15 protein-coding genes are annotated in these 14,641 nt (G+C 58.5%); 4 read left to right on the forward strand and 11 right to left on the reverse strand.

The window, feature by feature from the left end:
- Window positions 1–9: 9 nt before the first annotated feature.
- From bamA to JNB88_RS28185, 10 genes are all read right to left on the reverse strand, one after another.
- The gene (gene bamA, locus JNB88_RS28140) at window positions 10–2,349 is read right to left on the reverse strand and encodes an outer membrane protein assembly factor BamA (protein ID WP_220358365.1); all 2,340 of its coding nucleotides are present in this window, start codon (window positions 2,347–2,349) and stop codon (window positions 10–12) included.
- Window positions 2,350–2,543: 194 nt separating this feature from the next.
- Complete coding sequence (rseP, locus tag JNB88_RS28145; RefSeq protein ID WP_220358340.1) at window positions 2,544–3,677, reverse strand: RIP metalloprotease RseP; 1,134 nt, start codon at window positions 3,675–3,677, stop codon at window positions 2,544–2,546.
- 28 nt (window positions 3,678–3,705) lie between these two features.
- Entirely contained in the window at window positions 3,706–4,539 is an 834-nt protein-coding gene (locus JNB88_RS28150) for a phosphatidate cytidylyltransferase (protein WP_220358341.1), read from the reverse strand.
- Window positions 4,539–5,285 carry an isoprenyl transferase gene (locus JNB88_RS28155; RefSeq protein WP_037127691.1) on the reverse strand — a complete coding sequence of 249 codons (747 nt, stop codon included), beginning with the start codon at window positions 5,283–5,285 and terminating at the stop codon, window positions 4,539–4,541. The genes JNB88_RS28150 and JNB88_RS28155 overlap by 1 nt, the downstream gene beginning before the upstream one ends.
- Window positions 5,286–5,327: 42 nt before the next feature.
- Window positions 5,328–5,888 carry a ribosome recycling factor gene (gene frr / locus JNB88_RS28160; protein WP_037127689.1) on the reverse strand — a complete coding sequence of 187 codons (561 nt, stop codon included), beginning with the start codon at window positions 5,886–5,888 and terminating at the stop codon, window positions 5,328–5,330.
- A gap of 51 nt (window positions 5,889–5,939) precedes the next feature.
- Entirely contained in the window at window positions 5,940–6,662 is a 723-nt protein-coding gene (pyrH, locus tag JNB88_RS28165) for a UMP kinase (RefSeq protein WP_024316951.1), read from the reverse strand.
- A 93-nt stretch (window positions 6,663–6,755) separates the two neighbouring features.
- Complete coding sequence (gene tsf, locus JNB88_RS28170) at window positions 6,756–7,682, reverse strand: translation elongation factor Ts (protein ID WP_037127686.1); 927 nt, start codon at window positions 7,680–7,682, stop codon at window positions 6,756–6,758.
- 242 nt (window positions 7,683–7,924) lie between these two features.
- The gene (gene rpsB, locus JNB88_RS28175; protein WP_016553822.1) at window positions 7,925–8,692 is read right to left on the reverse strand and encodes a 30S ribosomal protein S2; all 768 of its coding nucleotides are present in this window, start codon (window positions 8,690–8,692) and stop codon (window positions 7,925–7,927) included.
- A 231-nt stretch (window positions 8,693–8,923) separates the two neighbouring features.
- The gene (locus JNB88_RS28180; RefSeq protein WP_220358342.1) at window positions 8,924–9,631 is read right to left on the reverse strand and encodes a pentapeptide repeat-containing protein; all 708 of its coding nucleotides are present in this window, start codon (window positions 9,629–9,631) and stop codon (window positions 8,924–8,926) included.
- Window positions 9,632–9,742: 111 nt separating this feature from the next.
- A complete protein-coding gene (locus JNB88_RS28185; protein ID WP_220358343.1) occupies window positions 9,743–10,579 on the reverse strand; it encodes a cell envelope integrity EipB family protein in 837 nt (278 codons plus the stop codon).
- Between the two features lie 137 nt (window positions 10,580–10,716).
- On the opposite strand from JNB88_RS28185, the gene JNB88_RS28190 reads away from it, so the two are divergent.
- The 4 genes from JNB88_RS28190 (at window position 10,717) to JNB88_RS28205 (ending at window position 13,647) form a co-directional block, all read left to right on the forward strand.
- Window positions 10,717–11,187 carry a RidA family protein gene (locus tag JNB88_RS28190; protein WP_037127679.1) on the forward strand — a complete coding sequence of 157 codons (471 nt, stop codon included), beginning with the start codon at window positions 10,717–10,719 and terminating at the stop codon, window positions 11,185–11,187.
- A complete protein-coding gene (locus JNB88_RS28195; RefSeq protein WP_220358344.1) occupies window positions 11,184–11,903 on the forward strand; it encodes a glycerophosphodiester phosphodiesterase in 720 nt (239 codons plus the stop codon). The genes JNB88_RS28190 and JNB88_RS28195 overlap by 4 nt, the downstream gene beginning before the upstream one ends.
- Before the next feature lie 78 nt (window positions 11,904–11,981).
- A complete protein-coding gene (locus tag JNB88_RS28200) occupies window positions 11,982–13,172 on the forward strand; it encodes a GNAT family N-acetyltransferase (protein ID WP_220358345.1) in 1,191 nt (396 codons plus the stop codon).
- 49 nt (window positions 13,173–13,221) lie between these two features.
- Entirely contained in the window at window positions 13,222–13,647 is a 426-nt protein-coding gene (locus tag JNB88_RS28205; RefSeq protein ID WP_220358346.1) for an HIT family protein, read from the forward strand.
- Here the strand turns inward: JNB88_RS28205 and JNB88_RS28210 are convergent, their stop codons facing one another.
- Window positions 13,648–14,589: a phosphatase PAP2 family protein gene (locus JNB88_RS28210; protein ID WP_220358347.1), complete on the reverse strand. Its 942-nt coding sequence runs from the start codon at window positions 14,587–14,589 to the stop codon at window positions 13,648–13,650.
- Between the last annotated feature and the right edge of the window lie 52 nt (window positions 14,590–14,641).

Genomic DNA, 14,641 nt, shown 5'->3' on the forward strand with positions numbered 1-14,641 from the left:
CTGCCGATATCAGAATTGGTTGTTTATGCCAAACTTGAAGTGCTGAGTCTTGTCGAAGTCTTCCTTGACGACCGGAATAGCATAGTCGACGCGCAGCGTGCCGAAGGGCGACGCCCACATGAGACCGACACCGACCGAAGCACGCAGCGATGCATCGTCACCATTGACGAATTCGCCGCCGCTGACGTTGACCTTGTTGCCGAACAGCGTACCGGCGTCCGCGAAGACAGCACCGCGGAGACCGAAGTCACGCGGGACCACCGGCAACGGGAACGTGGCTTCGGCCGACACCGTGAAGTAGGTCGTACCACCCAGCGGATCATCCGGACCACCGCCGACGCGAGGGCCGATACCCTTGTTTTCAAAGCCGCGAATGTCAGAATTCGTCAGCGTGAACTGATCAAAGACATTCAGATCGTCGCCGAAACCGACCACATAGCCCGCCGAACCAGCGATAGAACCGATGATGTCGGCGTCATCCGCCAGCAGATGGAAGTAACGCGCACGACCATAGAGCTTGTAGAATTGGGAGTCGCCGCCCAAACCAGCAATTTCCTGAGTGGCACTCGCGTAGATGCCTTCGCGAGGCAGCGTCATGTCGTCAAGCGTGTTGTAGGTCAGCGTCTGCGATACGGACGACTTCACCCACGGGCTGTTGTTGACGAGATCCTGGTACGGCGTGGAAAGATCGGACAGCGCACCGTCCGGATCGTACTTCATCTGCTTGTAGTTATAGCGGAACGTCGTCGCCAGATCTTCGGTGATCGGCGCCGTCGCACGTAGAACGACGTTGTTTTCTTCGTAATCGTAGTTGTCGTTGCTCGACGTTTCGCTGTGGTTGAGATCGAAACCGACCGCCAGACGGTAACCGAGGAAGTACGGCTCCGTGAAGTTCAGGCCGTAGGTCCGCGAACCCTCTTCACCACCACCGGCAGAAACCTTGATGTACTGACCACGGCCGAGGAAGTTCTTTTCCTCGACGGAAGCTTCGAGAATGAGGCCGTCGCCGCCTGCAGCGTAGCCCGCACCGATACCGAACGAGCCGGTTGCCTGATCCTGAACGTCTACGACGACGACAACACGGTCCGGCGAACTGCCAGGCTGCGTCGAGATGTTGACCGACGAGAAGTAACCGAGAGCTTCGAGACGGCGCTTGGCCCTCGTGATCATCTGCTGATTGAAGGCGTCGCCTTCGCTCATGTCGAACTCGCGACGAATGACAAAGTCACGCGTCCGGCTGTTGCCACGGATTTCGATGCGCTCAACGTAGGCGCGCTCGCCCTGATCGACGAGATATTCGACACCGATCGTGTTGTTGTTCAGGTCGCGATTGCCGCGCGGCGTAACGCGCGCGAATGGGTATCCGGCCGAGGCGACCTGGTCAGAGATCGCTTCCATGGACTTCTGAATTTCCTTGGCGCTGTAGACCTGCCCCTCGTGAGTGCGAACGAGACCCTGCAACTGCTGAGAGTCGATGCCAGGAACGGTCGACTGCACGGAAACGGCGCCGAAGTTGTAGCGCGGGCCTTCTTCCATGTTGAAAGTCAGCGTGTACTTGTTCGTCGCCTCATCGAAAGATGCATCCGACGAGATGATACGGAAGTCGGCGTAGCCGCGGTTGTAATAGAACTGGCGCAGCGCCTCTTCGTCCGCATGAAGCTTGTCTTCGCTGTAGACATCCTTACGCGTCAGGAACGAGAGGAAATTCGAACGCTTCGTATTGATGACCGAAGATAGGCGACCGGAGCTGTACGCATTGTTGCCGACGAAATTGATCGCAGCAATCTTGGTACGATCACCCTCGTCGATAACGAAGGCCAGGTTCACACGCCCTTCGCCGAGCGGCACGACCTGCGTCGTTACATTCACTTCGCTGCGGCCAGTTGCGGCGTAGGCATCCTTGATCGCCTGGATATCCGACTGAATCTGCGCGTCGTTGTAAGGACCGGAAGCATGGGTCTTTACAATAGCAGCAAGCTTGTCGTCCTTGATCTTTCGGTTGCCGTTGAAGACGACCTGATTGACAAGCTGCGCTTCCTGGACGGTTACAACGAGAGTGCCGCCCGAAACTGAAATGTTGACGTCGGAGAAATAGCCGGTGTCGTAGAGCTGCTTGACGGAGTCATCAATATCCGTGTTCGAGAAGCTCTGGCCGGGCTGGATCGTCAGGTTAGAACGCACTGCTTCGGCGCCGACACGGCTTGCGCCGCGCACATCAATGCGCTGAATGACTGCAGCTTCTGCCGTCGTTGCCGAGACGAAAACCGTTGCACCTGCCCCCGAAGCAACAATACCTGCAGACAGCGCAACCGCCGATACTGCGTTCAAAAATCTTGAACCAGCCTTCATTTCACCCATTACCTTTTTTCTCGTCCCCGGCTCCAGGCGTCCCCCGATTCCGGCCACGTGTGTCGTTTTACCCGCTTTTGACATACAAGCAAGGGAGCAAGTTAATTTCTGTTTACTTCATTTCAAAGCGTGACGCATTGGCCACTACAGCTTTGAAACATCGTAAATAAACGGTAATTTTTCTCGTCCAGCAATCAGCCAATCAAAGCACTTATATCGTTCCAGGTAGCAAAAACCATCAGGCTCAAAACCATGGCCAGGCCGATGCGGAACGCAATCTCCTGGGCAGACGATCCCAACGGTTTTCCCCTCACCGCCTCAATCGCATAGAACAACAAATGTCCCCCATCAAGTACCGGAACCGGCATCAAGTTCAGTAATCCGATGGAAACCGACAAGACAGCGGCCAGCTGCAGCAAAGCTGCAACGCCCAGGGTCGCCATCTGGCCAGAGGCCTGCGCAACCCGGATCGGTCCACCGAGCTGGTCCGGCTTCATGTAACCCGAGACAAGATTGCCGATGTACTTGAAGGTGCCGGTTACGATGTGCCAGGTCTGGATCGTACCTTCCTTGACGGCCTCAAGCGGCGTGTAGGTCTGCTGCCGGAAATGGCCGACCTCCTGGTTCGTGACGATACCGATGAGGCCGATCTCGATCTTGTTGCCGAACTGATCGGTCATGTCGGTCCGCGCCGGAACCATGGGTACGTCAAGCTTCTCGCCGTTGCGCTCGATCGTTACGACAATTTTCTGCTCCGGCCGAATGCTGACATAGCGCCGGACATCGTCGAAGGTTTCGACCTTGCTGCCATCGATCGCAATCAGAAGATCACCCGGCACCACGCCTGCCTCGGCAGCCACGCTGCCCGGCTTTACTTCCGCAACGACCGGATCCGCGACCGATCGACCGTAAATAGAGAAGAGAACGGCAAAAATGACGATTGCCAGGATGAAGTTGGCGATTGGACCGGCGGCAACAGTCGCCGCCCGCTTCCAGAGCTTCGCGCCGGCGAACGAACGCGAACGATCTTCTTCCGACATCGTAGCGAGCTTGTCTTCGTCGGGCTTGCTCGAGACGTCTTCATCGCCGAAAAAGCGGACATAGCCGCCGAGCGGTATTAGTGAGATCTTCCAGCGCGTCCCGTGCTTGTCGGTAAAGCCGACCAATTCCGGACCAAAGCCGATAGAGAACGCCAGTATCCGAATGCCGCTCCAGCGCCCGACAAGATAGTGCCCCATCTCATGCACAAAGACGAGCAGCGACAGCACGAGAATGAAGGGCACCATATAGCCCGTCAGGAACGCCAATATACCGGTCAAGCCAAGCATCCGATCTTTCCGCAAGCCTCTGCAGACATTATACGCCGAACAGGGCTGCACCGAGCGACGTAATTTCGCCGCCCTTTATCAGCGAAAAAAGCTCAGCTAGCAAGAACGCCGCAAAGCAGGCAAAAATGAGCCCGTCGACACGGTCCATGACGCCGCCGTGCCCTGGGATGAGATGGCTCGAATCCTTGACGCCGAATCGGCGCTTGATGAAAGATTCAAAGAGATCGCCGCTCTGGCTGCAGACAGACAGGATAAACGCGATCGGCGCCGCGAGCAGCACGCTTTGCGGAAAGGCAAAATAGGCGACCAGGCTGCCGGCAATCACCGCGGAGACGGCACCGCCGATGGCGCCGGACCATGTCTTTCCCGGCGAGATCTTTGGCGCCAGCTTCGGACCACCAATTGCGCGCCCGACGAAGTATGCGAGAATGTCGGTTGCCCACACGACGGCGAATAGGAAGAGCATCGCGGCGAGCCCGACGCTATCCGCGCCTCGGATGCTCGAAAGCGCAATTCCGGTGAGACCGGCATAGACGATTCCCGTGGGAAACCAGCGGGACACGCCTGCGGTAAACACGAAACCGACGGCAATCAGGAAGAATAGCACCAGAAGAAGCAGAGAATATTCGAGCGTACCCGCAACGACCGCCACCGCGATCACCGCCTGCCCTAGCCAACCGATAGCATTGGCAACCGGCTGTTCCGTCGCGAGCTTCGTAATGGTCGACCATTCATAGTAGATCAACAGCCCGATCAATGCCGACAAAAGGCTGAAGGCAATCCCGCCGTACCAGGTGGCGAGCAGGACGATAGCGGCAAGAACAACGCCCGATATGATGCGTAGCTTCAGCTCCTGCTGCATCAGATGCCCACTGCCGCAGCCGTCTGGGTTACCAGGCCACCGAAACGACGGTCTCGCGATGCAAAAGTCTCCAGGGCGGAATAGAAGATCTCCCGGCTAAAATCAGGCCAATATTCGGAAACGAAAATGAACTCCGAGTACGCAGCCTGCCAGAGCAGGAAGTTGGAGAGGCGCTCTTCGCCGCTCGTGCGGATGATCAGATCGGGATCAGGAATTCCGGCTGTATCGAGCCGCGCGTTGATCAGCGCGGGAGAAATGTCCTGCGCCCTCAGCCGGCCGGCCTCAACATCGCGCGCGAGGCTTGCCATGGCGCGGGCGATCTCGTCGCGCGAGCCATAGTTGAAGGCAATGACGAGCGTCAGCGCGGTATTCGCCTTCGTAGTCTCTTCAGCGTCGACAAGAAGATCGAGGATGTCGCTCTTCAGGCTCTGCCGGTCGCCGATCACCTTCACGCGCACATTCTGGCGATGCAGTTCCGCCAGATCGCGACGGATGAAAGCCTTCAGCAATCCGAGGAGATCAGAGACCTCCGTTTCCGGACGCCGCCAGTTCTCAGACGAAAAGGCAAAAAGCGTGAGATATTTGATCCCCACATCGCCGGCCACGCGCACGGCTTCGCGCACGGCGTCGACCCCTTTGCGATGTCCCATGGTGCGCGGCAGTCCGCGCTGCTTCGCCCATCGTCCGTTGCCATCCATGATGATGGCAACGTGTTCTGGCACAGTCAAAAATGTTCGTTCCGACATTTCCCGTCCGGTTCTTGCAGCGAGGCGCAACCGCAGCGCGCCTTAAACCTGCATGATTTCCTTTTCCTTCTCGCCAAGCAAGCGGTCGATCTCAGAAATCGTCTCGTCAGTCATCTTCTGCACACGATCTGATTGCGCCCGGCTTTCGTCCTGGCCAATCACACCGTCCTTTTCGGCTTTCTTAAGGCCGTCCATGCCGTCACGGCGAACATGGCGAATCGCAACCTTGCTCTTTTCGGCATAGTCGTGAGCAACCTTGACGAGCGACTTGCGGCGCTCTTCGTTGAGTTCCGGCAGCGGGATACGCAGGTTCTGGCCATCGATGATCGGGTTGAGGCCGAGGTTGGCCTCACGGATCGCGCGATCGACGGCGTTGACCATCGACTTGTCCCATACGGAGATGCCGAGCATACGCGGCTCCGGAACCGTCACGTTTGCCACCTGGTTCAGCGGCACACGCGAACCGTACGCCTCGACCGTGACCGGGTCGAGAATGTTGGCCGATGCGCGGCCGGTGCGCAGCGATGCGATATCGTGCTTGAACGAGGAAATTGCACCATCCATGCGGCGCTTGAGTTCCTTGATGTCGATGCCTTCACTCATTTTATTGCTCCCGTATCTGTAGAAGCTGCGGCAAATGGTGCCGCCACTCAATCAATTGTCGGAGACGACGGTCTTGAGACCACCGCCCTTGAGGATTTCCGCGAAACCACCCTTCTCGTGGATCGAGAAGACGATGATCGGAATGGAGTTCTCCCGTGCAAGTGCTACCGCTGCAACGTCCATGACGGCCAGCCCCTTATCAAGGACTTCCTTGTGCGTCAGGTGGTCGAAGCGAGTCGCTTCCGGGTCCTTCTTCGGATCTGCCGAATAAATACCATCGACCTGCGTTCCCTTGAAGATCGCTTCCGCGCCCATTTCGGCGGCGCGCAGTGCTGCTGCCGAGTCCGTCGTGAAGAACGGGTTGCCCGTGCCGCCGGCGAAGATCACGACGCGACCGAGCGAGAGGTGATACAGCGTCGCGCGCTGCGAGAAACTTTCGCAGATTTCAGGCATGGCGATCGCCGAGAGCACGACCGTATCGATATTCAGCTTGCGTAGCGAGGTAGCGAGAGCAAGCGCGTTGATCACTGTCGCGAGCATACCCATGTGATCGCCGGTCACGCGATCACCGCCCTTGGAGGCAACTGCTACGCCGCGAAAGATGTTGCCGCCGCCGACGACGACGCCGACTTCCACACCCATCTGCCGCGCCTCGGCTATGTCAGCCGCAATGCGGTCTGCGACCGCTACATCAATTCCAAATCCCTGGCTGCCCATGAGGGCTTCGCCGGAAGCCTTGAGTAGAACGCGTTTGTAGACAGGCTCTGACGACATCGTGGCTCCTCGTATGTTACCGCTGTGTGCCGGATACACGAAGGGCACCGCGTTGTCACGCGATGCCCTTCGGTTTTCACATGTATAGGTCGATCAGCCCTTGGCGACCGCGGCAACTTCAGCAGCGAAGTCGCTCTCTTCCTTCTCGACGCCTTCGCCGAGGAGAAGACGCGCCATGCCGACGACTTCGATCTTGGCGCCGGCTTCCTTTTCAGCTTCCTTGACAGCAGCGCCGACCGTCAGGTCGGGGTTGATGACGAAAGCCTGCGAGAGCAGAGCGACTTCTTCGAAGAACTTGCGCATGCGGCCTTCGACCATCTTTTCGATAATGGCTTCCGGCTTGCCGGATTCGCGGGCCTGCTCGATGAAGACGTTGCGTTCGCGCTCGGCAACAGCAGCGTCGACTTCTTCGGCGCGGATTGCGAGCGGGTTGGTCGCAGCGATGTGCATGGCAACCTGGCGGCCGATCGAGGTCAGGACGGCCTTGTCGCCTTCCGACTTCAGGGCAACGAGAACGCCGAGCTTGCCAATGCCGTCGCCGGCAGCGTTGTGGATGTAGGTCGCAACAACGCCGTGCTCGACTTCGAGCTTGGCAGCGCGACGGAGCGTCATGTTTTCGCCGATGGTCGCGATCGCGTCCTTGATGGTGTCGGCGACCGGCTTGCCGGATGCCGGGTAGGTCGCTGCAGCAATGGCTTCAACAGTGCCGTCGGTGGACAGGGCAACGTTGGCGATCCCACGAACCAGATCCTGGAAGGCGTCGTTGCGGGCAACGAAGTCCGTTTCCGAGTTCAGTTCGACGACAACAGCCTTGTGACCGGCGCCGGCGATGGCAACCAGGCCTTCAGCAGCAGCGCGGCCGGCCTTCTTGTCGGCCTTGGAGATGCCCTTGGCGCGCAGCCAGTCGATCGACGCTTCGATGTCACCGTTATTTTCGAGCAGCGCCTTCTTGCAGTCCATCATGCCTGCGCCAGACTTCTCGCGCAGTTCCTTCACCAGTGCAGCCGTAATCTCGGTCATAAGCTTCCTCTTGTCGGTTCAAACGGTGGCCCGCGAAGGCGGCGCAGCACCGGATTGAGGCACGAAATGTACCTGTATGTATGACAGCGTGATGAAAGACGCCTCATACGAAACTCGAATGGCGAGAGACTGATTGCCCTCGCCTGAAATGGTCAAGGCCGCCGAACTTTAGAAAGTCGCGAGCGGCCTTTTCCCAATCTCTGGAAAGCATGACGGGCCATTCAGCCCGCCTGCTTCTTTTATCAGGCTTCGGCTTCGCCTTCGAGCGCCGGCTCAACCGGAGCTTCGATCGATGCGCCGAGGTCGCGGCCCGACGAGCTCTGCTGGCGAGCGATACCGTCGATGGCAGCGCGTGCGATCAGGTCGCAGTAGAGAGCGATGGCGCGCGAAGCGTCGTCGTTGCCCGGGATCGGATAGTCGATCAGATCAGGATCGCAGTTCGAGTCGATGATTGCGACAACCGGGATGCCGAGGCGCTTGGCTTCGTCGATCGCGATCTTTTCCTTGTTGGTGTCGATGATGAACATCAGGTCCGGCGTGCCGCCCATGTCCTTGATACCACCGAGAGCCTTGTCGAGCTTTTCGCGCTCGCGCTCGAGGTTCAGGCGCTCTTTCTTGTTGTAGCCGGACTGCTCAGAAGAAAGAATCTCGTCGAGCTTGCGCAGGCGCTGGATCGAGTTGGAGATCGTCTTCCAGTTGGTCATCATGCCGCCGAGCCAACGCGAGTTGACGTAGTACTGAGCGGAACGCTTGGCCGAGTCAGCGATCAGCTCGGAAGCCTGACGCTTGGTGCCGACGAAGAGAACGCGGCCGCCACGAGCAACGGTGTCGGAGACAACCTGCAGGGCGCGCGACAGCATCGGAACGGTCTGGGCCAGGTCGATGATGTGGATGTTGTTACGATCGCCGAAAATGTACGGCTTCATCTTCGGGTTCCAGCGGTGAGTCTGGTGGCCGAAGTGGACGCCTGCTTCGAGGAGCTGGCGCATAGAAAAATCGGGCAATGCCATGCCTTGTTATCCTTTTCCGGTTGAACCTCCGCAAGGCTAACAGCACCCTCTTCGAGGATGCCACCGGGCGGAACCATCCGGATTTCTCCCGGACAATCCCATGCCTTACGTGTGGAATGCGGGTGGCCTTACCCTCCCTTCCGCAGAAAATCAAGGCTTCCTAAGAAAAAAGCCAACTGAAGTTCACGGGAAGCGCTGATGCGGGCGCGAGCTTTGGGCGGGCGACTTAGCTCATTCCTGAGCACAGGGCCAACCTGTCGGCATCGAAAGGCCAGCCGGCAGCTTTGTCTTTTCGTCACCACAGGCAAGATCGACCTGCGCCTGAACAAGGCCCGTTGCGGCTGACAGGTCAAGTCCTTCGATTCGCGTCAGAAACATGAACGCACTGTCGAAGGCCACAGGTCCGCCGATTGTCGCCCCTTTGAAGTCTGCGCGAGAGAGATTGGCGAGCGAGAAGTTGGTACCGGTGAGCGCGGCGTTCGCGAAGCTCGCACGGCCAAGTTCCGCCTTCTCGAAGTTCGCTCCATCGAGCTTGGCGCCCTTGAAACTGGCGCGCTGCAACTCAGCTCCTGCAAAAGATGCACCTTGAGCGGATACGCTATCAAACCCGGATCGATAGGCCTCAATCTTCGAGAAATTCGCCTTGTCGGCCTGAGCGCCCGTGAACCATGCGCGCACCAGCGTCGCCTTCTCGAAATTCGCTGAAGTCAGATTGGTGCCGCTGAGGTTGGTCAGACTCAGATCCGCATCCGCGAGGATGGCGCCTTGGAAATCGCTCCCCTGCAACATCAGATTCTTCTTGCTGCACTGGCTCCAGTCAATTCCAGCCACTGGAGTGCTGCCGCATTCTGCCGCCCATACAGGCGTTCCTGCGACCAACGCCAATCCCACTGCCAGGCCGAACAAGCCACTACCCAATACATCGTGCCGTGTCGCCAAGGTCCTCACTCCATTCGACTCTTGCGCCAACCGGCGCTCCTTTCAAATGTCTAGCATAGAGAGGGTTTACTTAGACATACCGACAGTCGCTCCAAGCGGCCTCGGTGATAATTATTTGCAAGCGGCCGCTTTGGTATCGAGCAATTCCAGCTTGGCTAGCCTGCCACTGAGAACAAAGTCTCCGTAGTCCATGGTCAGGTCGCGGGTGATGCCGTTCTCGTACAGCTTGAACGACATACGATAGACGGGCACAGCATCGGTCTTCGTATTCTCGTTGAAATAGGAGATCGTGACCGGCCAGAACGCGGCCTTTGCAAAGGCGCCTGCGTTGCCGGCGTCCGCTTCGTCGGAGGCCGGTACCACCTGCTTGCCAACGACAGTGGTCGTCACCAGCGCCTTGTCGCCGTCATCCGAGCCATCGAACACACGCGCCTCGAACAGGCGCGTCCCGGCCTTGGCATTCTGGATCACGTCCAGCATGTGTTCCGTCGGGAATCGGCTTGCCGCGAGCTGCAGTTCCTTGCTGGTCGGCTGCGTCAAGGCAACCTTCACGCCTTCGGCCTGATCCTGCGCCGCGCCGTTGACCTCCTTGTCGAGCTGGTCATCGGTGAACGACTTGGTGTCGAAGGTGAACCTCCGGTCCTTCAGATTCTCGAACGTCTTCGTCTGCTGGTCGCTGACGCGGACGGCATCGCCGGTATCGATCTGGGTTACGAAGCGGAAGTTGGTGGTAAAGCCGGAGCAATAGTCACCATCGAACTCATAGACCATGCGACCGGACATGCCAGAAATGCCCGAACGTTCCGAGGCATCCTTCAATTCCAGATCGTAGACCGCGCGATGAGCGACGAGGCCCGTCGCAATCGCGGCACTGGTCGCCGGCGCAGCCGCACAGACGGACGTCGAAACGCTCGCCAAAAGAAGTGCGGCAAGACTCGATCGGAACATTGACAATCTCCTGTTGGACTCGCCTGCAATGTTATAAGAACGCTTTCGGCCAAATCGAGGCTCGAAAATGTCACAATCTAGATTCCAAGCCTTGATGCATAATTTTAGAACTATTGACAATAAAAGCGGAGAGGAAAATGTCCGATCAAATCGCTGCGCGCCTGAAAGAAATGGGGATATCCCTGCCTGAGGCTGCGGCACCAGCCGCAAACTACGTTCCCTACGTCATCAGCGGAAACCTCCTCTACATATCCGGCCAGCTGCCCCTCGAAGACGGCAAGGTCGCGGTCTCCGGCCATCTCGGCAAGAATGTCGACGTTGCGGCTGGTCAGCGCGCCGCGGAACTCTGTGCCATCAACATTCTTTCCCAGGCCCGCGCTGCCCTCGGTGGCGATCTCGGTCGCATCAAGCGCGTCATCAAGCTCAACGGCTTCGTTGCCTCGACGCCTGAGTTTGTCGAACAGCACCTCGTCATCAATGGCGCCTCGAACCTGATCGCAGCCGTCCTCGGTGAGCCCGGAAAGCATGCGCGCGCCGCCGTCGGCATGGCTGCTCTCCCCTTCAACGCCGCTGTCGAAATCGATGCGATCGTGGAAATTGCCCAATGACCTCTGCTGCATGGCTCAAGGAACAACCGGTCGCTCATCGCGGCTATCATGACCTCAACCAGGCAGTATGGGAAAATACGCTCTCCGCGTTCGCGCGCGCCGTCGAGGCAGGCTTCGCGATCGAGTGCGACCTGCACTATGCATCCGATGGCGTGCCTGTTGTCTTCCATGACGAGGATCTTGAGCGCCTCTGCAAGCTCAAGGGTGACGTGCGCGAGCGAACATCCAGAGAGCTTGGCCTTATCTCCGTCGGCGGGACGGCAGACAAGATTCCGACGTTGCGGCAGCTGCTCGATCTCGTAAAGGGTCAGGTGCCCCTGGTCATCGAACTGAAGGGCCGCGAAGCAGACGACGAAGGATTCGCGGAAGCTGTTCTCGAAGTGCTTGAGGGCTACGAGGGCAAGGTCGCCCTGATGAGCTTCGACCACTGGCTGCTTCGGGATCTGAAGGCGCTCAATGCGCCCTATCCGCTGGGACTGACAGCCGGCGGCAACAAGCCGGAAGAATTCGAAGTGCATGAAAAGGCGATGGAACTCGGCCTCGACTTCATTTCCTATTTCTTCGCCGATCTGCCGAATCCCTTCATTACAGCCCAGCGAGAAAAGGGCATCGTGGTCATTACCTGGACCGTGCGTGACGAAAAGGGGCGCAAGCACACCTTTGAGAATGCGGACCAGATGACATTCGAAGGATTCGACCCGCGCGTTTCGGTTTGACGCTCGCTTTTTGGACAAGATCATGCGCAGACTGTTTGTGAGCCCTATTTCCCTCCCAAACGGTCTCGCACTCGCTCCATGACAGACGACCTTTCAATCCGCATCGAGCGGTCATTCACCGCGATTTCCCCGGAAAGCTGGTCTCGGCTATCGGGTGCCTCCAGAAAAGGCGAGGCGCTCGCCTACAATCCCTTTGTGTCGCATGCCTTCCTGTCCTCGCTCGAGGAGTCCGGATCGGCGACGGCGCAGACCGGCTGGATGGGGCATCACCTTCTGTTGGAAACAGACAGGGGCGAGCTCCTCGGCGCCCTGCCCGGCTACCTCAAGAACCATAGCCAAGGCGAATATGTTTTCGACCACGGCTGGGCGGATGCCTTTGAACGCGCCGGCGGGCGTTACTACCCGAAGCTTCAGTGTTCCATTCCGTTTACACCGGCAACAGGCCCGCGCCTCCTCGTCGCCGAAGGCCTGCAACGCCTGCCGATCCAGCATGCGATGGCCGAGAGCCTCAAGGAGGTCGTTCGCCGTCTCGGCGTGTCTTCCGCTCACATCACGTTCGTACCCGAGGACGAGATCGGCATCTTCGAGGGTGAGGACTATCTGCATCGCACGGATCAGCAGTTTCACTTCATCAATGAAGGCTACGCCAACCATGACGAGTTTCTGGAAACGCTGGCATCCCGCAAGCGCAAGGCGCTCAAGAAGGAGCGTCGCACGGCGCTCGAAAATGGCATCAGTATCGACTGGCTGACCGGAAGTGACCTGACCGAGCGGATATGGGACCAATTCTTCGAGTTCTATATGGATACCGGCGGCAGAAAATGGGGCCGCCCCTACCTGACACGCCAGTTCTACTCGCTGATCGGCGAGCGCATGCCGGAGGATATCCTGCTCGTCATGGCAAAGCGTGACGGTCGCTATATTGCCGGCGCGATCAACTTCATCGGCGGCGACACGCTCTATGGGCGCCACTGGGGCTGCGTCGAGGACCACCCGTTCCTGCATTTCGAGGTCTGCTATCATCAGGCCATCGACTTCGCCCTGGCAAAGGGGCTGAAGCGCGTCGAGGCGGGAGCCCAGGGCGAGCACAAGCTGGCGCGAGGTTACCTGCCGGTGACAACACACTCCGCCCATTATGTTGCCCACGCGGGGCTTCGCCGCGCAATCGCCGACTACCTCGAGCGGGAGCGCGACGACATCGAGCAGATGAACGAGATCCTGACGGAGCACAGTCCGTTTCGAAAGGGCGAGCGCCAGGTCGAGGATTGACGCCCTCGGCGATACCGCGCTACCGAAACAGAAAACGAGGAGATCTCCCATGACGAGCGCCACCTACGACAGCAACAACATCTTCGCCAAGATCCTGCGTGGCGAGATTCCCTCGCATCGCATCTACGAGGACGATGATACCGTCGCTTTCATGGATGTCATGCCACAGGCTCCGGGTCACGTGCTTGTCGTTCCCAAGGCGCCATCGCGCAACTTGCTCGACGCGGATCCCGCCGTCCTCGCCAAGACGATCCCCGTCGTCCAGAAGATCGCAACTGCCGTCAAGGAAGCCTTCGACGCGGATGGTGTCTTCGTCTGCCAATTCAACGAACCAGCAGCAGGCCAGACCGTTTTCCACCTGCATTTCCACGTGATCCCGCGCTACGAGGGCGCGGCACTGCGTCCGCATTCGGGCCAGATGGAAGATAATGCAGTGCTTGCGGCAAACGCGGAGAAAATCAGAGCGGAGCTTTGATTACGCTCTGACGGTACCCGCCGCTCTGCCAATATGCTTGCTCTGCGTCCTCTCCAGCTGCCGTAGGCTAGCGGACGCGAGCATGTAGGCCACGCAGAAGATAAGCAGTCCGCCGAAAACGTCGGCCAGATTATGCCCACCCTGTATGACGATCGCGGGCATCATCACGACATTCAAAAGCAGAAACAGCAAGCCAAGCGCTCCGCACCGCAACATAAAGCATGCTGACATCGCTGCCATGACCGTATGAAACGACGGAAACCCGATCAATCCAAGCACGTTCCGTGGCGTCAGATAAGCCGCGCCATTCCGTCCGAGTTCGACAAGTTGAGCGCCATAGTCTGGCCCGACAGCAAGAGGAACGCGATGTGTCACGTCTGACGGCAACTCGTAGATCGACGACGCGCCGAATGACGGGAAGAAAAACCAGCAAATGATCGCCGCCAAGGCGCCGAGGACGCCGGTCAGTAAGAAGTGATGAAGTAGCCTTGTCCGTCCGCCAAACCCTAAGACCAGCAATACAACGATCAGCTGTGGCAGCGACGTCGTGTAGATCATCTGAAGCAACGCACCTGCCCGCGGATACTGTGATGCCCACGTCACGAAGGCCGGCCAATCGAAGCCCAAAGCAGCATCAAGCCTAGCGAGCTTGAGATCGATGGTTGGAAACCGCAGTGGCAGCAAGAGATAGTTGAAGATCGATCCCGCGATCGTGAAGAGCACGAAGAGACCGGCCGCGGTCGCTGTCGCGGCAATCCGGTCATTGTGCCGAAAACGCCGATAGAATTGGCCGAGTAGAAGCAGGAACGCGCCACAAGCGATGAGGCTGGCATATCCAACGACGTCGATGCCAACGCCCTTCAATAGCAACAGACCGGCATCAAGCAACGCCAGGGTCGCAATGATCAAGATGATGAAACGTTCAGCCGGCAGAAACGCCATCGTGAGGCTCCTTGCTGGAGCCGATATAAAGCCGGGGCACTTAAGAATCGGC

The sequence above is a fragment of the Rhizobium cauense genome (assembly GCF_019511525.1).
In the GTDB taxonomy this organism is placed as follows: Bacteria; Pseudomonadota; Alphaproteobacteria; order Rhizobiales; family Rhizobiaceae; genus Rhizobium; species Rhizobium cauense.